Below are 17781 nucleotides of genomic sequence, written 5' to 3'. Positions count from 1 at the left end.
TGCCAATGAACCGCCTGAAGCATGCCGCCAGTCCCTATCTGCTGCAGCACCGCGACAACCCCGTTGAGTGGTGGGAATGGAGCGACGAGGCCTTCGCGCAAGCGCGCGCCAGCGATCGCCCCGTCCTGCTTTCTGTCGGCTATGCCGCCTGCCACTGGTGCCATGTTATGGCGCATGAAAGCTTCGAGAACCCCGCTATCGCTGCGGTGATGAACGAGCTCTTCGTGAACATCAAGGTCGACCGCGAGGAGCGGCCCGATATCGACCATGTCTATATGAGCGCCCTGCATACCCTCGGAGAGCAGGGCGGTTGGCCGCTGACCATGTTCCTCGACAGTCATGGTGCGCCCTTCTGGGGCGGCACCTATTTTCCGCCGACTTCGCGCTATGGGCGACCCGGCTTCATCGACGTGCTCCGGCAGATATCCGGCCTCTATCGCAGCGATCGCGAGCGCATAGGGCGCAATGCTGCGGCTATCGGTGAGGCGCTGCAGCAGAGCCTGCAGCGTATCGCGGAGGCCAGCGAGCCCGATCTCGACCATCTCGCCCACCAGATCGCGCGCCGCTTCGACCGCGACCATGGCGGGCTCGGCGGTGCGCCGAAATTCCCGAACCCGGGCCTGATCGAATTGCTCTGGCGCCATGGCGCACGCAGCGAAGATGAAACTTCTCGCGACGCCACCAACCGGACTTTGGTGCAGATGGCGCGCGGCGGCATCCACGACCATCTCGGTGGTGGCTTCGCCCGCTATGCCGTCGACGAACGCTGGCTCGTGCCGCATTTCGAAAAGATGCTCTACGACAATGCCCAGTTACTGCCGCTCTATGCGCTCGAGGCAGCGCGTACAGACGACCCGCTTCTGCGCGAAGCAGCCGATGGCATCGTCGCTTGGCTCGATCGCGACATGCTTTTGCCGGAGCGCGCCTTTGCCGCCAGCCTCGACGCCGATTCCGAAGGGGTAGAGGGCAAGTTCTATGTCTGGACGTTTCCGGAGCTGACAAAGGTGCTCGGCCCCGAAGACGCTGCCCTCTTCGCCCGGCATTATGACGTGACCGCCGGAGGCAATTGGGAAGGACACGCCATTCTCAATCGGCTGGAGACGCCTGACCCGTCCCCGGAGATTGCTGTCGAGCTCAGCCATCTTCGCGAGCGGCTGCTTGAAATCCGCAGCACACGGATTGCCCCCGGCCGCGACGACAAGATCCTCGCCGACTGGAACGGGCTGATGATCGCCGGCCTCGTCCGGGCGAGTGGCCTTCTCGGTCGTCCGAGCTGGATCGAACTCGCGGCCGACGCCTTTCGTTTCGTCACCGAATCCATGGCCGATGGTGAAGGCCTAGCCCATTCCTATCGGGCCGGTCGCCGGATCACCCCAGGGTTTGCGCTCGATCACGCGGCGATGGCCGAGGCTGCACTCGCCCTCCATGACGCGACTGGCGATCGGCACTACTTCGACCTCGCCAGGCGCTGGAGCGCACATCTCGATCGGCACTACCGCGAGGCCGACTCGGGCCTTCTTCGCATGACTCGCACCGACAGTGCGGCACTACCGGTCATACCCAGGCCGACTCACGACGATGCGGTGCCGAACGCCAACGGGGTGCATGGAGCCAACCTGATGCGAATCGCGGCTCAGACCGGATTGCCGGAAGACCGCGAGCGGGCCGACCGATTCCTGGCGGTCATACTCGCGGCAGCCGCGCATGCCCCGATGGCGCATGGCTCGGTCCTCAACGCCTACGACCTCGCGCGTAACGGCGTCGAGGTCGTACTGGCCGGCCCCAACCGCGAGGCATTCCGTCAGGCAGCCCTGACACTACCCCATCCGACGACCATGTTGGTTGATTGTCCCGATCCGGAGGAGCTGCCACCCGGGCATCCGGCTCATGCCTATGCCCGGCAGGCGGGGGCAGGCTCTGCCTTCGTCTGCCTGCATGGCCGCTGCCTGCCGCCTGTCACGGAGCCGAATCGATTGGCTGAGGTGGTTGCAGCTGCCCGCTGAGACGGATGCTCGCGGCAAACGAAAAAGGCCACGGCGAACCGCCGTGGCCTTCCCGTTCCAGGGGTACTGAAATCGTCAGGTATTCATCGAGTCGAAGAATTCGGAGTTCTGTTTGGTCTGGCGCAGCTTGTCCAATAGGAACTCGATCGCGTCCTGCGGACCCATCGGGTTGAGGATGCGGCGCAGCACATAGGTCTTCTGCAGATCGGAGCGCGGCGTGATGAGCTCTTCCTTGCGGGTGCCGGACTTGATGATGTCGATCGCCGGGAAGATGCGCTTGTCGGCCACCTTGCGGTCGAGAATGATTTCCGAGTTGCCCGTGCCCTTGAACTCCTCGAAGATCACCTCGTCCATACGGCTGCCGGTGTCGATCAGCGCGGTCGCGACAATGGTCAGCGAGCCGCCTTCCTCGATGTTTCGGGCGGCGCCGAAGAAGCGCTTCGGACGCTGCAAGGCGTTGGCGTCGACACCGCCGGTCAGCACCTTGCCGGAGGACGGCACCACCGTGTTGTAGGCGCGGCCGAGACGGGTAATCGAATCGAGCAGAATGACGACGTCGCGGCCGTGTTCGACCAGGCGCTTGGCCTTCTCGATCACCATCTCCGCGACCTGGACGTGGCGGGTCGCCGGCTCGTCGAAGGTCGAGGACACCACCTCGCCCTTCACCGAACGCTGCATGTCGGTGACTTCCTCGGGCCGCTCGTCGATCAGCAGCACGATCAGATAGCACTCGGGATGATTGGTCGTGATCGACTGCGCGATGTTCTGCAGCAGCACGGTCTTGCCGGTGCGAGGCGGCGCCACGATCAGAGCGCGCTGGCCCTTGCCGATCGGCGCGACGATATCGATGACGCGCGGCGAGAAATCCTTCTTGGTCGGATCCTGCACCTCGAGCTTCAGCCGCTCGTCGGGGTAGAGCGGTGTCAGGTTGTCGAAGTGGATCTTGTGCTTGATCTTCTCCGGATCCTCGAAGTTGATCGTATTGACCTTGAGCAGGGCGAAATAGCGCTCGCCATCCTTGGGGCCCCGAATCGGGCCTTCGACGGTGTCGCCAGTGCGCAGCCCGAACTTCCGAATCTGTGAGGGCGAGACATAGATGTCGTCCGGACCCGGCAGATAATTGGAATCGGAGGAACGCAGGAAGCCGAAGCCATCCTGCAGGACTTCGACGACGCCTTCGCCGAGGATTTCGGTTTCCTGAGAGGCGAGCTGCTTCAGGATCGCGAACATGAGCTCCTGCTTGCGCATGGTGCTCGCGTTCTCGACCTCCATGCCCTCGGCAAAGGTGAGCAGTTCGGTCGGCGATTTCGCCTTGAGTTCGTGGAGTTTGATTTCCCGCATGGGGCACCCGGGTTGAGCAGGCCCGCACTTAAGGCAAGCCGGACGGCAGTGGAGGGATCGACGGGGACGAAGGGCTGGGAGCCCCACTTGTCAGGATGTCGTGTCGGCCGGCGAAGCAGCCGCGGCACGAACCGTCGACGATAGGGAAGGACGCGAACAGAAGGCGCGAAGCTTGATAACCGCTTTCCCGACCGGGCTCAAGCGGGAAACCGCGCCAATATCAGAACGGCTTGACGATCACCAGGATGACGATGACCGCCATCAGCAACGCCGGTACCTCGTTGAGGACGCGATAGAAGCGCGCCGGCTTGTCGTTACGGTCTTCGGCAAAGGCTCTGACCCTGCCGGCCAGATAGCCATGCAAGCCGGAAAGGACAAGTACCAGGGCGATCTTGCCATGTAGCCAGCCGCCCTTGAAGCCGAAAGCGCTCCAAGCGAGGTAGAGCCCCAACGCCCAGGTGATGATCATCGAGGGGTTGATGATCCCCTTGAGCAGCCTCCGCTCCATGATCTTGAAGGTCTCGGACTGGATCGATCCGGTCTGCGCCTCGGCATGGTAGACCATCAGCCGCGGCAGATAGAGCATCCCGGCCATCCAGGCGATCACCGCCATGACATGGAAAGCCTTGATCCATTCGTAAGCCATCGGGTCGATCCTTTAGGCGCGCACCAACTCGACCAGCCGCTCGACATGAGCGATCGGCGTGTCCGGCAGAATGCCATGCCCCAGATTGAAGACGAATGGACCATCGCCGAATGCCGCACGGATCGCTTTGATCTCGCGATCCAGCTCCGGGCCGCCCGCGCGCAGAAGCTGCGGGTCGAGGTGACCCTGCACCGGGACCAGCGTCTGGATCGCCTCGCGCACGAAGCCTCGGTCGATCTCGGTTTCGAGCCCGACGGCATCGACACCGGTCCCACGAACATAATCGGGAATGCCGGCGCCGGCCCCGCGCGGAAAGCCGATGATCTTCGCTTGCGGGTGGCGAGCGCGAACAAGGTCGACGATCCGCCGCGTCGGCTCGATGCACCAGCGCTTGAAATCCTCCGGCCCTAGCGAGCCCGCCCAGCTGTCGAAGACCTGCACGGCATCGACACCGGCAGCAATCTGCGCGTTGAGATAATTTGCCGAGTTCACGACGAGCCGGTCGATCAGCCTGGCAAACAAGGCAGGGTCGCGCTGGAACAGGTCCTTCGCCGGCCCTTGATCCGGCGTGCCGCGTCCCGCGACCATATAGGTCGCGACCGTCCAGGGCGCGCCGCAGAAGCCGATGAGCGCCGTTCCGGATGGCAGGGCAGCCTTCACCCGGCGAACGGTCTCGTAGACCGGCGCAAGCACGTCCGGATCGATCTCGTCGCGGATCTCGCCAAACCGGGCTTCGTCGGCGACAGGCTCCAGCCTCGGTCCTTCGCCCTCGGCAAACCAGAGCTTCTGTCCGAGCGCATGGGGAATCACGAGGATGTCGGAAAACAAGATCGCCGCCTCGAAGCCGAAGCGCCTGATCGGCTGCAGAGTGACTTCCGCCGCCATATCCGGATTGTAGCAAAGGTCGAGGAAGCCGCCTGCCTTCGCTCGGAGTGCACGATATTCCGGCAGATAGCGGCCAGCCTGACGCATCATCCAAAGCGGCGGCTTCGGCAGGGTCTCACCGGAAAGGGCACGGAGGAAAAGGCTCTGGCTCATGAAGCACACCGGGCTGTGGGCCCATCGTCTAAAAAGATTCTTTTATAAGAGAGTCTTCTGTTTTGACTGTTGGGTAGGGGCACATAGCCCGCCCCAAGATTGTCCACAACCGGTCCACAGGCCGCGCGCCGATAAGCGGGCGGGCCGTTGTACCGGCGGAAGGTCCTTAACAGTTTCTTAACCAATTGCTTTTCGTTCGAGGGCGCGGCCTCGCGCCGCGTCCCAAAATGATTCACGTGAAACATCCCCGATTCAGCGCACAGGCCGATGCCTGTTGAGCTGCAAGCAGGGTTATCCCGCCCCTCGGCGGCAGGGCTCGGGTTATGCCCGGTTATCCCCACTTGTCCCGGCCGCCTGAAACCGGCGACTGACCGCATCGGTGAGCGGAAAGGGGATTCCCTCGCTCACTGATCGGCTCTAGAGCTGAATCGAGAACAGCCGGCGGGGGAAGCCGTGGCGCGCAACTATTTTCACCTGCACCTCGTCTCGGACGCGACCGGCGAAACGCTGATCGCGGTCAGCCGCGCCGCGGCTGCGCAATACGAGGCGGTTTCGGCGATCGAGCATGTCTACCCGCTCGTCCGCTCCGAGAACCAGCTGTCGCGCGTGCTTGCCGAGATCGAAACCTCCCCCGGGGTCGTGCTCTACACGCTGGTCGAGCCGGAATGGTCCGAGCGACTGGAGGCCTTCTGCCGCGAGATCGGTTGCCCATGCCTGTCGGTGCTGCAGCCCGTACTGTCGCTGTTCCAGTCCTATCTCGGCCAGGCCTCGGCGCCGCGACCGGGCGCCCAGCACACGCTCAATGCCGAATACTTCCGGCGCATCGACGCGATGAACTACACGCTGATGCATGATGACGGTCAGCTCGGCGGTGATCTCGAAAGCGCCGATGTCATCCTCGTCGGCATCAGCCGGACCTCGAAGACGCCGACCAGCATCTATCTGGCCAATCGCGGCATCAAGACCGCCAACATCCCGCTTGTGCCGAACGTGCCGCTTCCCCTGGAGCTCGAGAGCTTAAAGAGACCTTTGGTCGTCGGCCTCGTCGCCAGCGCCGAACGCATCATCCAGATCCGGCAGAACCGGCTGCTGTCACTGAAGGCGGACGACGAGACGCCCTATGTCGATCCCGACGCGGTTGCCGATGAGGTCACCCAGTCGCGTCGGCTCTGCGCGCGCCGGGGCTGGCCGGTGATCGATGTCACCCGGCGCTCGATCGAGGAAACGGCTGCGGGCATCCTCGATCTGCTGCGCGATCATCGCATGAAGTTCATCGCGACGTGACCGACCAAGCGACATTCTGGCGCCGCGATGCGCCCCTCGTCCTCGCCTCCGGCAGTGTCACGCGCCTGCAACTGCTCGAAGCGGCGGGACTTCCGATCGAGGTGATCAAGCCGGTCGTCGACGAGCGCGCGATTGAAGCGGAGTTCCTCGCCATGGGCGGCTCGCCGGCAGGGGTCGCTGCCGCATTGGCGGAGGCCAAGGCGTTGTCGGTCTCGCCGCTTGCTCCGGGACGCATCGTGCTCTCGGCGGACCAGATGCTGACCTCAGAGGGGCGTCCATTTCACAAGCCCGAGGATGCTGCCGCCGCACACCGGCAGATCGCGGCGCTCGCCGGCCGGGGGCACGAACTCACCTCCGCTTTCGTGCTGGCACGGGACGGACAGGTCATCGGCCGCGGCGCCAGCAGCGCGACGCTCGTGATGCGTCCGCTGACGCGAGATTTCATCGCCCGCTATATCGCCCAGGCTGGCCAGGCTGCGACCATGAGCGTCGGCGGCTATCAGCTCGAAGGGCTTGGCATCCACCTGTTCGAGGCGATCGAAGGTGATCATTTCACCATCCTCGGGCTGCCGATGCTGAGTTTGCTCGCCACGCTCCGCGACCTCGATCTCATCGCATGACCAAGCGCTGCTTCATCATCGGCCACCCAGTCGGACATTCCCGCTCGCCGCTGATCCATGGCCATTGGCTCGCCGAGCACGGCCTTGCCGGCAGCTATGAGCGCGTCGAGGTGCCGCCAGCCGAGGTGCCGGGTTTCATCGCGCGTCTGCGCACCGGCGAGTTCGCTGGCGGCAACGTCACCGTGCCGAACAAGGAAACCGTGCTGCCGTTGCTCGACAAGGTCAGCAGGACTGCGCGGATGATGGGCGCCGCCAATACACTCTGGATGGAGGATGGTCGGCTCCACGGCGACAATACAGACGCCTATGGCTTCCTCGCCCATCTCGACGCCTGCGTGCCGGGCTGGGCCGGGCGGAGCGGAACAGCGCTCATCCTCGGTGCTGGCGGCGCGGCGCGCGCCGTGATCCATGGCCTCACCGAGCGGGGCGTCCGCCGTATCCTCCTGGTCAACCGCAGTCCCGAGCGCGCTCTTGAGCTGGCAGCGGCATTTCCGAAAGCGGTCGAGGCCCGGCGCTGGCAGGATATCGCCGTGCTCGTGGGCGAAAGCGATCTGATCGTGAATACGACCTCTCTCGGCATGCACGGCCAGCCGCCACTGGAGATCGATCTCTCAGGTTTGCGTTCCGGCACGATCGTCGACGACATCGTCTACGTCCCGCTGGAGACGCCATTGCTCGCTGAGGCCAGGCGTCGTGGCGGCATTCAGGTCGACGGACTCGGCATGCTGCTGCATCAGGCGGTGCCGGGTTTCGAGCGCTGGTTCGGCGTCCGTCCGCAGGTGACGGCAGCGCTGCGCGCGAAACTCGAAGCCGACATTCCCGCTGTGTGACCATGATGACAGAGGCGATGCGATGACCTTCCTGCTCGGCCTCACCGGCTCGATCGGCATGGGCAAGTCGACGACATCGGCGATGTTCCGTGCCGCCGGGGTGCCTGTCCACGATGCCGACGAAGCGGTGCACAAGCTCTATGCCGGCGCGGCGGCGTCGCAGATCGAGGCAGCTTTCGCGGGGACGACGGTGGGCGGTGCCGTCGATCGGGCGAAGCTCTCTGCCGCAGTGCTCGGCCGGCCCGAGGAGTTGGCGACGCTCGAAGCCATCGTCCATCCGCTGGTGCGCGCCGAGGAGCAGGCCTTCCTGGCGCAGTGTCGCCGGAGCGGCGCTACAGCCGCGGTGCTCGATGTGCCGCTCCTGCTCGAGACTGGCGGGGAGGGCCGCTGCGACGCCATCGTCGTCGTCACCGCTCCGGCCGACGTCCAGCGCAAGCGAGTTCTCGCCCGCTCTGGCATGACCGAAGAGAAGCTCGCGGCGATCCTCGCCCGCCAGATGCCCGATGCAGAGAAGCGCCGCCGGGCGCACTTCCTTGTGGACACCTCGCGCGGGCTCGTGGCCGCCGAGCGCCAGGTCCGCTCTATCCTGAACGCCGTCGCCGGCCGCTTCGGCCGGACCGAAAGGGCGGACTGAGATGCGCGAAATCGTTCTCGACACCGAGACCACCGGCGTCGAACCGCTGAAGGGCGATCGTATCGTCGAGATCGGCTGCGTCGAGCTGGTCAATCATTGCCCGACCGGTCGCAATTACCACGTCTACATCAATCCCGAGCGCAACATGCCGGACGGCGCTTTCAGGGTGCACGGGCTTTCCGAGGCTTTCCTCTCCGACAAGCCGGTCTTCGCTGCGGTCGCTACCGAGTTTGCCGCTTTCATCGCGGATGCCAGGCTGGTCATCCATAACGCAGCCTTCGACGTCGGTTTCATCAATATGGAGTTCGGCCGGCTCCGCCTGCCCCCGATCGTGCCGGCGCTCGTGGTCGATACGCTGGCGATGGCGAGGCGCAAGCACCCCGGCGCCAGCAACAGTCTGGATGCGCTCTGTTCTCGCTATGGCATCGACAACAGCCGCCGCACCAAGCACGGGGCGCTACTCGACTCCGAGATCCTGGCCGAGGTCTATATCGAGCTGATCGGTGGCAAGCAGACGAGCCTCGGCCTCGGCAGCGCTGAGGCCGGCAGGGCTGGCGCTGGGCTTGCCGCAGCGATCGAGCGGCCGGTTCGCCAGCGCCCGCTGGCAGCGCGCCTCACGCCGGAGGAGCGCGCGGCCCATGAGGCTTTCGTGATGAAGCTCAAGGGACCGCTCTGGCGCGGCTATCTCGGCTTGCCGGAGCAGGCGTGAACCGAACCGTCATGCCGGGCCGAAACCCGGCATGACGAGCTTTCCGTTTACTCCACCCGCTTCCGGCCAGCCCGGCGCGACATCATATTCAGCCCCTCGATCAGGGCCGAGAAGGCCATGGCCGCGTAGATGTAGCCCTTCGGGATATGGGCGCCGAAGCCTTCGCCGATCAGCGTGCCGCCGATCATCAGGAGGAAGCCGAGCGCCAGCATCACGATCGTCGGGTTCTTGTCGATGAAGCGCGCCAGCGGATCGGCTGCCAGCAACATCACCAGCACGGCGACGATGACGGCGATGACCATCACCGGCACATGCTCGGTCATGCCGACGGCGGTGATGATGCTGTCGATCGAGAAGACGAGGTCGAGCAAAAGGATCTGGAAGATCACGCCGCCGAAGGTCACGGCCGCCGCTGCTCCCCCATCGAACATGTCGGGTCCGTGATCGGGATCGACCTTGTGGTGGATCTCCTTGGTCGCCTTCCAGACCAGGAACAGGCCGCCGGCGATCAGGATCATGTCGCGCCAGGAGAAGGCCTTGCCGAAGACCGAGAACACCGGCGCGGTGAGCTGCACGATGAAGGCCACGGTCGAGAGCAAAGCGAGGCGCAGGATCAGCGCCAATCCAATGCCGATCCGGCGGCCCCGCGCACGCTGATGCTCGGGCAGCTTGTTGGTCAGGATCGAGATGAAGATGAGGTTGTCGATACCGAGGACGACCTCCATGGCGATCAGGGCGCCGAGCGCCGCCCAGATGGCTGGGTCGGCGGCGAGCGTCATAAGGGCATCCATGGAAATCGTGAACCTCGCGGGAACGGCGCGCCGGAACGGGCGCCTCTGGCGAGGTCGAGATGGAAAGCGACTGGCTGCTTCGCAAGCAGCTGCACGAATTAACAATAAAAAAGAGCCCCGAAGGGCTCTTTTCTGTCTCTCGTGCCTGGCGGATGCCGCTTAGGCGTTCGGAGCGCCCTGCTGCGCCTGCATCTCCTCGAGACGCTGGCGGTAGAGCTGGGCGAAGTCGATCGGGTCGATATAGAGCGGCGGGAAGCCGCCATTGCGCACGGCATCAGCGACGATCGCCCGGGCGAACGGGAAGAGCAGGCGCGGGCAGTCGATCATCACGACTGCATGCAGCTGCTCTTGCGGCACTCCGAGAATGCGGAAGACGCCGGCATAGCTCAGCTCGAACGCGAACAGCGTCTCGTCGTTCAGCGTCGCCTTGCCTTCGAGCGTCAGGATCGTCTCGATGTCGTTCTCGCCGAGCGCATTGGCGTGGACATTGACCTGGAGGCCGATCTGCGGCCCGCCCTGCTGTTGCTGCTGGGTCAGCGAGCGCGGAGCATTGGGGTTCTCGAAGGAGAAATCCTTGATGTACTGGACCAGCGTGTTGAGGCTGGGCCCCTGCTGGTCGGCGGCGCCGGCGCCGTTGCCGTTTTCGTTGGCCATCGATTCCATCATTATCTGCACAAAACCATTGGGAAATTCCGTGCCGTGGCCGGAACTACCCGGGCAAGGCGGCGGCGCCGGGCTCGCGTCGGCTATCATGGCAGCGGGGCCGGCACAAGCGAAGCGAGCTCTCGCGCCCTTGTCGCGGACCGGGGGTGGATGTTACGAGCCTCCCTCACCATATCCGTTCGATGACGGGCGGCAGAAGCGCGCCCGCGCGGGAACGAGTTTTCGAGGTTCGGATCAGCCGGCGATGCAGAATTTCGATATGACGACCCTGGTCTTCCTGGCCTTGGCCGTTTTCGTCGCCTGGAAACTGCGCTCGGTTCTGGGCCAGAAGACCGGGCACGAGAAGCCGCCGGCCGATCCGTTCGCGCGTCGTGAGGCGCCACCGATGCGCCCCGACCAGCAGGGCAATGGCGAGCGACGCGACAATGTCGTCCGTCTGCCGGGCGCCGCCAACGATGCCGCGGCTGCTCCGGCGGCCGATGCGGAGCGCTGGAAGGACATTGCCGAGCCGGGTTCGCCCATCGCCGTCGGCCTCGATGAGATCGCCCGCCAGGAGCCGCGCTTCGATGCGCCGGGCTTCGTCGGTGGTGCGAAGTCGGCCTATGAGACCATCGTCACCGCCTTCGCCCGCGGCGATCGCAAGACCTTGAAGGGCCTGCTCGCCAAGGAAGTCTATGACGGCTTCGACCAGGCGATCGCCGAGCGCGAGAAGCGCGGCGAGAAGGCCGAATCCAATTTCGTCTCGATCGACAAGGCCGAGATCACCGGGGCGGAGGTCAAGGGCAAGGCCGCCCAGATCACCATCGCCTTCGTCTCGCAGTTGATCAGCGCGGTCCGCGATGCGCAGGGCATTGTCGTCGATGGCAGCGCTGAGATGGTCTCCGAGGTCAACGACGTCTGGACCTTCTCGCGCCAGCTCGGCAGCCGCGATCCGAACTGGCTGCTGGTCGCCACCGAATCGGCCGCGTGATTCGTGCCGCCGGTTTCGTTCTGGGGCTGCTTGCCGCAGGCTTATCGATGACCGGCGCCAAAGCATCGCCCCCACCCTTGCCGCCGGGCGCCCGGGCAGAGCCCGTGGCGCCCGATGTGCTTTCCGGCTGGAGCGCTGACGATCAGGTCGCGGTTCTGCGCCTGTTCGCGCAGGGCTGCGAGACCGATCCGCCGCTGCGGCAAGGCGCTGTTTCGCCTCCCGCTCTGCCGGCCCTGTGCACGAAGGCAGCGGCTCTGCTCGCCGCGGGTGATGTGAGGCAGGATGCGGCGCGCCGCTTCTTCGCGGACAACTTCACCTTCTGGCGCATTCGCCCGCCTGGTGCCGAACGTGGCTTTATGACCGGCTATTTCGAGCCGGAGTTCGAGGGATCGCTGACGCGATCGGAGGCTTTTCCGACGCCGCTCTACGGCCGGCCCGCTGATCTGGTGACGAAGATGCCGGGTGACGACTGGCCCGGCCTCGATCCGACCCTGACCTCGGCGCGCCGGACGGCCAAGGGCCTGGAGCTCTTCCCGGACCGGGCGGCGATCGAGGAGGGTGCACTCGCCGGCCACGGGCTCGAGATCCTCTGGATGCGCGATCCGGTTGATCGCTTCGTCCTGCAGGTCCAGGGCTCGGGCCGGATTCGCTTGCCGGACGGCAAGGTGACGCGCCTCGTCTATGCCGGGCGCAACGGCCATCCTTACACCTCGCTCGGGCGCGAGCTCAGCCGGCGCGAGAACATCCCGCCCGAGCAGATGACGATGGATAAGCTCGTCGCCCGGCTGAAGGCCGATGCCGGCTTTGCCCGCGAGCTGATCAGGCTCAACCGCTCTTTCGTCTTCTTCGCTCGCAACGATGCACTACCGGCCGATTCGGGTCCGATCGGCGGCGCCGGCCTGCCGCTGACGCCGCTGCGCAGCGTTGCGGTCGATCGCTCGCTCTGGCCCTATGGCATGCCAGCCTGGATCGAGACCGAAATCCCCGACGGCAAGGGCGGCAGCGAGAGGCTCGCCCGGCTCGTCCTGGCCCAGGATACGGGAACCGCGATCGTCGGCCCGGCCCGGATCGATCTCTTCATCGGCTCGGGCGCGGAAGCCGGTCATCGTGCCGGTCTGATCCGGCATCCCTTCGATTTCGTCGTGCTCTGGCCACGCTGAGCCATGCGGCGGCGTGGCAAGCTCCTCTCCGAAGCGGAACTCGCGCTCTGGCGTCAGGTCGCGCGTACGGTCAAGCCGCTGGCCGGCCGCGCGCCAGTCGAAGCCGAGCCGGAAGCGAACTCGGAAAAGCCACCACCGCTCGTAGAGAGTGCCCAGCCCCCCGCGGGCCTCGCGCTCCAAGGGCGCCCGACGAAGCCCGCCCCGCCGCCACTGGTGCCACTGGAGCGGCGTATGCGCACACAATTGCGGCGTGGCCAGCAGGGCGTCGAGGCCGTGATCGACCTGCACGGCCTGCGCCAGGACGAAGCGCATTCGGCCTTGCGTGGCTTCCTGCGCCTGCAGCAACAGCGCGGTGCCAAGCTCGTTCTGGTGGTGACCGGCAAGGGCATCGCCGGCGATGTCCCGTATGGCGAGGAGCGCGGCATCCTGCGCCGAAACGTTCCGCACTGGCTGCGGCTGCCCGACTTGCGACCCCTCGTGCTCGGTTTCGACGAGGCCGAGCAGCGCCATGGCGGTGCCGGCGCGCTCTACATCCGCCTGCGCCGCAGTCGGGAGCTGGACTGATGACGCCGTTCGGCCGCCGCGTCCGCGAATTGCGCGCCGCCCGCGGGGTCACGCTGGCGCAGATGGCGCAGGCGCTCGGTGTCACCCCGGCCTATCTCTCGGCGCTGGAGCACGGCAAGCGCGGTCAGCCGACCTTCACCCTGATCCAGGGTGCGATCCATGTCCTCGGCGTGATCTGGGACGAAGCCGATGAACTGATCCGCCTCGCCGAGCTCTCCCATCCGCGCGTCGTGATCGACACGGCCGGCCTCGAACCGGAGGCGACGCTGTTCGCCAACCGCCTCGCCCATGAGGTGCAGTGGCTCGGTCCGTCCGATCTGGCGGCCCTGACCTCGATCCTCGACAGCGCCGCGCGCCGCCGCGGCAGCGCTTGACCTGACCTTCCGGCAATGCCACACGCCGCCATTCTCCCGCCATTACGGACATCTTCATGACCTCCAAGCGCTATGACGTGCTCGCCCTCGGCAATGCCATCGTCGACGTCTTCGCTTCGGCGGAGGAAGATTTTCTGGCCAAGTACGCGCTCGTCAAAGGCTCGATGGCGCTGATCGATGAAGCCAGGGCCGAGCTGCTCTATGGCGCGATGGGGCCGGGCAAGGTGGTTTCGGGCGGTTCGGCCGCCAACACCATCGCGGGCCTTGCCTCCTTCGGCGGCAAGGGCGCCTTCATCGGCAAGGTCAAGGCCGACGAACTCGGCGGGCTCTATCGCCACGACCTGGCCTCGCTCGGCGTCGCTTTCGACACGGCTGCGGCGAATGACGGCCCGGCGACGGCGCGCTCCTTCATCATCGTCACGCCGGATGGCGAGCGCACGATGAACACCTATCTCGGTGCCTGTCAGGGCCTGTCACCGGCCGATGTCGATGCCGCGACGGTCGAGAACGCGGATATCGTTTATCTCGAAGGCTATCTCTGGGATCCGCCGGCGGCCAAGGACGCCTTCCGTAAGGCCTCCGAGCTCGCCCACAAGGCTGGCGGGCGCGTCGCCATCACCCTGTCCGACTCCTTCTGCGTCGACCGCTATCGCGACGAATTCCTCGGCCTGATCCGCAACCGCATGGTCGATCTCGTCTTCGCCAACGAGCACGAGCTGAAGAGCCTCTATCAAAGCGCGGATTTCGACACGGCGCTGGCGGCGCTGCGGGCCGAAAACATCCTGGCGGTCATCACGCGCTCGGAGAACGGCGCGCTGGCGCTGACGCCCGACGGCGTCGTGGCCGAGCCGGTCTTCCCGATCGAGCGCGTGGTCGATGCGACCGGCGCCGGCGATCTCTTCGCCGCGGGTTTCCTGCACGGCCTGACGACGAACCGCGAGGCGCGTGATTGCCTGCGGCTCGGCGCGCTGGCTGCCGCCGAGGTCATCAGTCATGTCGGCGCGCGCCCGGACGTCAACCTGAAGACGCTCGCCGGCAATAACGGCCTGCTCTGAGGCAGAAGGGCGGCCGGTTCAGGCCGCCCGCTTCAACCCGACGGCGCCCCAGATCTCGCTGAGCGCGCCGACCAGCGCGGCGATGTCCTCGTCCGAGTGCAGCGGCGTCGGCGTGATGCGCAAACGTTCGGTACCGCGTGGCACAGTCGGATAGTTGATCGGCTGGACGTAGATCGAAAAGCGCTCCAGCAGCTCGTCGCTGATCCGCTTGCACAGCGCGGCGTCGCCGACCATCACCGGCACGATATGGCTCGGATTAGGCAGATGCGGGATGCCGGCCTGGTCGAGCTGGCGGCGCAGACTGCGCACCCGGTCTTGCTGACCCTCGCGCTCGGCCGAGCTCGCCTTGAGATGCCGGATCGCGGCCAGCGCGCCGGCGGCCAGAGCCGGCGGCAGCGAGCTCGAGAAGATGAAGCCGGAGGCGAAGCTGCGGATGAAGTCGCAGAGCGCTGCCGAGCCGGTGACATAGCCACCCATCACGCCGAAGGACTTGGCCAGCGTGCCCTCGATCAGGTCGAGCCGGTGGGCAAGCCCATCGCGCTCGCTGACGCCGCCGCCGCGCGGGCCGTAGAGTCCGACGGCATGGACCTCGTCGATATAGGTCATCGCTCCGAATTCCTCGGCGAGATCGCAGAACTCGGCGATCGGCGCGATGTCGCCATCCATCGAATAGACCGACTCGAAGGCGATCAGCTTGGGCCGTGCCCGGTCGACGCTCGCGAGCTTGCGGCGCAGGTCGTCCGCATCGTTGTGGGCGAAAATCAGCTTCTCGGCCCGCGAATGCCGGATGCCCTCGATCATCGAGGCGTGGTTTGCCGCATCGGTCAGCACGATGCAGCCGGGAATGCGCGCGGCCAGCGTCGAGAGCGAGGCCCAGTTCGACATGTAGCCGGAGTTGAACAGCAGCGCGGCTTCCTTGCCGTGCAGGTCGGCGAGCTCGCGCTCGAGCAGGACATGGTAGTGGTTGGTCCCGGCGATGTTGCGGGTGCCGCCGGCGCCGGCGCCGCAGCTGTCTAGCGCTTCGCGCATCGCCGCGAGCACGGCCGGGTGCTGCCCCATGCCGAGATAATCGTTCGAGCACCAGACGGTGACCTCGCGCGGCCCGTCCGGGCCGTGGAAGGCGGCGCGTGGAAAGCGGCCGGCGCGGCGTTCGAGATCGGCAAAGACGCGATAGCGGCCCTCGGCCCTGAGGCTATCGAGTTCGCTGCGGAAAAAGGCTTCGAAATCCATCGTGACGCTCCTGGCGGCACCTTTTAGGGATTCCAGGCGCGGGGTAAAGGCGCGCCGATGTCGCGCCGCAGCCAGGCTGCGGCGGCTTGATCCTAACCCAAGCCGCGCCGCATCGTGCAAGGTGCTTTTCGTTTCCGGGCGGGAATGGGTCTTTCCCTTTAGCGCGCTGGCCCGTTAGATCGGGTAAAGCTGACGAGGACAGGCCATGGCGGTAACGATCGACGGACGCACCCTGAAGGGCAAGCAGGTGCTGCGCGTGGCCCGGCCCGGCGCCTCCGGCCGCTATGAGAAGGCGAATCTCGCGCCGGCGGCGCGAGAGGCGATCGCGGCGACACGGGCCCATATCGACGCCAATTTCATGAACGACGAGGCGCCGTTCATGTACTCCTTCAACACCGGCGTCGGCCTGTTCAAGGACCAGCGCGTGCTGATGTCGGAGATGACCGAGTATCAGCGCAAGAGCGTCTACGCGCACGCCACCGGCATCGGCGAGCCCTTCGCGGAGGATGTGACGCGCGCCACCATGCTGCTGCGCGCCAACGCCTTCGCCTCGAACTATTCCGGTCCCCAGGTCGCGCTGGTCGAGCGGCTGCTCGCCTGCCTCAATGCCGGGGTCCATCCGGTGATCCCGCAGAAAGGCTCGGTCGGCGCCTCCGGCGATCTCGCACCGCTCGCCCATATGTCGGCCGCGGTCTGCGGCTTCGAGGAGGCGGAAGCTTTCTACAAGGGCAAGCGGATGAAGGCCCGCGACGCTCTGGCCAGGGCAGGGCTGGAACCGGACTTCAAGCTCGGCGCCAAGGACGCCTCCGCTCTGATCAACGGCTCGACCGTCTCGCTCGCGCTCGGTGTGCTTGCGACGGAAGACGCCAGGCGCCTGATCAAGGCGGCGGATATTGGGCTGGCACTCTCGCTCGAAGCGATGCGCGGCGAGCTCGCCGCCTTCGATCCGCGCGTCCATGCCGCTCGCCCGCATCCCGGCCAGGCGCTGGTCGCGCGCAATCTGCTCAAGATCACGCAGGGCTCGAAGCGCTGCTCGGCCTCGGCCCGCGAGACGATCTATCCCGACGAGATCGGCCGCTCGCCCGGCAAGCCGCCGGCGCCGCGCGTGCAGGATGTCTATTCGCTGCGCTGCGCCCCGCAGGTGCATGGCCCGGCGCGCGAGGCGCTCGACTATGTCTCGCGCATCATCGCGACCGAGACCAATTCGGCAACCGACAATCCGCTGATTTTCCCCGAGGATGACGGCTACCGCGTCATTTCCGGCGGCCATTTCCACGGCCAGTATGTCGCGCAGGCGATGGACCTGCTCGCCATCGCCATGACCGATCTCGGCTCGATCTGCGAGCGCCGCCTCGCCCGCCTCGTCGATCCGACGCTGAGCTACGGCCTGCCGCGCAACCTTCTCGCCGGCAAGCGCGGCCTCAACACCGGTTTTGCGACGGTGCAGTGCTCGATGTCGGCGCTGGTGATGGAGAACCGGACGCTGTCCTCGCCCGGCTCGGTCGATTCGATCCCCGGCAAGTCGAATGCCGAGGACCATGTCTCGAACTCGACCTGGTGCGGCCGCAAGGCGCGCACCATCGTCGAGAATGTCGAGATGATCATCGCTGCCGAGATCCTGATGGCCTGCCAAGCGCTGTCGCTGATCGCCGAGACGGCCAAGGCCCATCCGCTGGGCAAGGGCACGCAGGCGGCGCTCGATGCGCTGCGCCAGACGATCCCGCCGGCGCTCGACGGCGACCGCTGGTACGCCGCCGAGATGAATGAGGCGACGGCGCTGGTGCGCTCCGGTGCGATCGTCGAGGCGGTCGAGGCGGTGGTCGGGGCGCTGGAGTAGGCGCCGGCGTTACCTCGAAAGGCGCGAGGAAC

The 17781-nt window shown here is 66.0% G+C and carries 18 protein-coding genes; 12 read left to right on the top strand and 6 right to left on the bottom strand.

The annotated features are described in order from the left end of the window. Window positions 1–5 precede the first annotated feature (5 nt). A complete protein-coding gene (locus tag ACSQ3M_RS27500; RefSeq protein WP_436153265.1) occupies window positions 6–2003 on the top strand; it encodes a thioredoxin domain-containing protein in 1998 nt (665 codons plus the stop codon). A 75-nt stretch (window positions 2004–2078) separates the two neighbouring features. Here the strand turns inward: ACSQ3M_RS27500 and rho are convergent, their stop codons facing one another. The 3 genes from rho to hemE all read right to left on the bottom strand — a co-directional run bounded on the left by rho (window position 2079) and on the right by hemE (window position 5028). Then, complete coding sequence (gene rho / locus ACSQ3M_RS27495) at window positions 2079–3344, bottom strand: transcription termination factor Rho (protein WP_126114687.1); 1266 nt, start codon at window positions 3342–3344, stop codon at window positions 2079–2081. 220 nt (window positions 3345–3564) lie between these two features. Beyond that, a complete protein-coding gene (hemJ, locus tag ACSQ3M_RS27490; RefSeq protein WP_436153264.1) occupies window positions 3565–3990 on the bottom strand; it encodes a protoporphyrinogen oxidase HemJ in 426 nt (141 codons plus the stop codon). Window positions 3991–4002: 12 nt separating this feature from the next. Then, the gene (gene hemE, locus ACSQ3M_RS27485; protein ID WP_436153263.1) at window positions 4003–5028 is read right to left on the bottom strand and encodes a uroporphyrinogen decarboxylase; all 1026 of its coding nucleotides are present in this window, start codon (window positions 5026–5028) and stop codon (window positions 4003–4005) included. A gap of 453 nt (window positions 5029–5481) precedes the next feature. Between hemE and ACSQ3M_RS27480 the strand changes: the two genes are divergently transcribed. Genes ACSQ3M_RS27480 through dnaQ form a run of 5 tightly spaced genes read left to right on the top strand, consistent with a single transcriptional unit; the run spans window position 5482 to window position 9105 of the window. Next, the gene (locus ACSQ3M_RS27480; protein WP_436153262.1) at window positions 5482–6312 is read left to right on the top strand and encodes a pyruvate, water dikinase regulatory protein; all 831 of its coding nucleotides are present in this window, start codon (window positions 5482–5484) and stop codon (window positions 6310–6312) included. Further along, window positions 6309–6932 (top strand): Maf family protein, encoded by a 624-nt coding sequence (locus tag ACSQ3M_RS27475; RefSeq protein ID WP_436153261.1) that lies wholly within the window; start codon window positions 6309–6311, stop codon window positions 6930–6932. The genes ACSQ3M_RS27480 and ACSQ3M_RS27475 overlap by 4 nt, the downstream gene beginning before the upstream one ends. Continuing rightward, window positions 6929–7762, top strand: a complete 834-nt coding sequence (locus tag ACSQ3M_RS27470; RefSeq protein ID WP_436153260.1) for a shikimate dehydrogenase — start codon at window positions 6929–6931, stop codon at window positions 7760–7762. Before ACSQ3M_RS27475 ends, ACSQ3M_RS27470 begins: the two co-directional genes overlap by 4 nt. Window positions 7763–7784: 22 nt before the next feature. After that, entirely contained in the window at window positions 7785–8396 is a 612-nt protein-coding gene (coaE, locus tag ACSQ3M_RS27465) for a dephospho-CoA kinase (protein WP_436153259.1), read from the top strand. A gap of 1 nt (window position 8397) precedes the next feature. Beyond that, window positions 8398–9105, top strand: coding sequence for a DNA polymerase III subunit epsilon (gene dnaQ / locus ACSQ3M_RS27460; protein WP_436153258.1), 708 nt, complete (start codon window positions 8398–8400; stop codon window positions 9103–9105). Window positions 9106–9152: 47 nt separating this feature from the next. On the opposite strand, the gene ACSQ3M_RS27455 is transcribed toward dnaQ, so the two are convergent. Both ACSQ3M_RS27455 and secB read right to left on the bottom strand, forming a co-directional pair. After that, entirely contained in the window at window positions 9153–9896 is a 744-nt protein-coding gene (locus ACSQ3M_RS27455) for a TerC family protein (protein WP_436153257.1), read from the bottom strand. A gap of 159 nt (window positions 9897–10055) precedes the next feature. Continuing rightward, window positions 10056–10550 carry a protein-export chaperone SecB gene (gene secB / locus ACSQ3M_RS27450; RefSeq protein ID WP_129160413.1) on the bottom strand — a complete coding sequence of 165 codons (495 nt, stop codon included), beginning with the start codon at window positions 10548–10550 and terminating at the stop codon, window positions 10056–10058. Window positions 10551–10803: 253 nt separating this feature from the next. On the opposite strand from secB, the gene ACSQ3M_RS27445 reads away from it, so the two are divergent. The 5 genes from ACSQ3M_RS27445 to ACSQ3M_RS27425 are packed head-to-tail and all read left to right on the top strand — an operon-like array spanning window position 10804 to window position 14682. Next, complete coding sequence (locus ACSQ3M_RS27445) at window positions 10804–11529, top strand: Tim44/TimA family putative adaptor protein (protein ID WP_436153256.1); 726 nt, start codon at window positions 10804–10806, stop codon at window positions 11527–11529. A 47-nt stretch (window positions 11530–11576) separates the two neighbouring features. After that, window positions 11577–12689 (top strand): murein transglycosylase A, encoded by a 1113-nt coding sequence (gene mltA / locus ACSQ3M_RS27440; protein ID WP_436153255.1) that lies wholly within the window; start codon window positions 11577–11579, stop codon window positions 12687–12689. A gap of 3 nt (window positions 12690–12692) precedes the next feature. Next, window positions 12693–13253, top strand: a complete 561-nt coding sequence (locus ACSQ3M_RS27435; RefSeq protein WP_436153254.1) for a Smr/MutS family protein — start codon at window positions 12693–12695, stop codon at window positions 13251–13253. Next, on the top strand, window positions 13253–13627 hold the full coding sequence (locus ACSQ3M_RS27430) for a helix-turn-helix domain-containing protein (protein ID WP_436153253.1): 375 nt from the start codon (window positions 13253–13255) through the stop codon (window positions 13625–13627). The genes ACSQ3M_RS27435 and ACSQ3M_RS27430 overlap by 1 nt, the downstream gene beginning before the upstream one ends. Window positions 13628–13683: 56 nt before the next feature. Beyond that, window positions 13684–14682: an adenosine kinase gene (locus ACSQ3M_RS27425; RefSeq protein WP_436153252.1), complete on the top strand. Its 999-nt coding sequence runs from the start codon at window positions 13684–13686 to the stop codon at window positions 14680–14682. Window positions 14683–14700: 18 nt separating this feature from the next. Here the strand turns inward: ACSQ3M_RS27425 and hemA are convergent, their stop codons facing one another. Then, complete coding sequence (gene hemA / locus ACSQ3M_RS27420; protein WP_436153251.1) at window positions 14701–15912, bottom strand: 5-aminolevulinate synthase; 1212 nt, start codon at window positions 15910–15912, stop codon at window positions 14701–14703. A gap of 205 nt (window positions 15913–16117) precedes the next feature. Here hemA and ACSQ3M_RS27415 point away from each other — a divergent pair, with 205 nt between their 5' ends. After that, window positions 16118–17749 carry an HAL/PAL/TAL family ammonia-lyase gene (locus tag ACSQ3M_RS27415; RefSeq protein WP_436153250.1) on the top strand — a complete coding sequence of 544 codons (1632 nt, stop codon included), beginning with the start codon at window positions 16118–16120 and terminating at the stop codon, window positions 17747–17749. The last annotated feature ends 32 nt before the right edge of the window (window positions 17750–17781 follow it).

The organism is Allobosea sp. LjRoot90 (assembly GCF_964254315.1).
Classification (GTDB): domain Bacteria; phylum Pseudomonadota; class Alphaproteobacteria; order Rhizobiales; family Beijerinckiaceae; genus Allobosea.
This window is presented reverse-complemented; position numbering and strand designations above follow the sequence as displayed.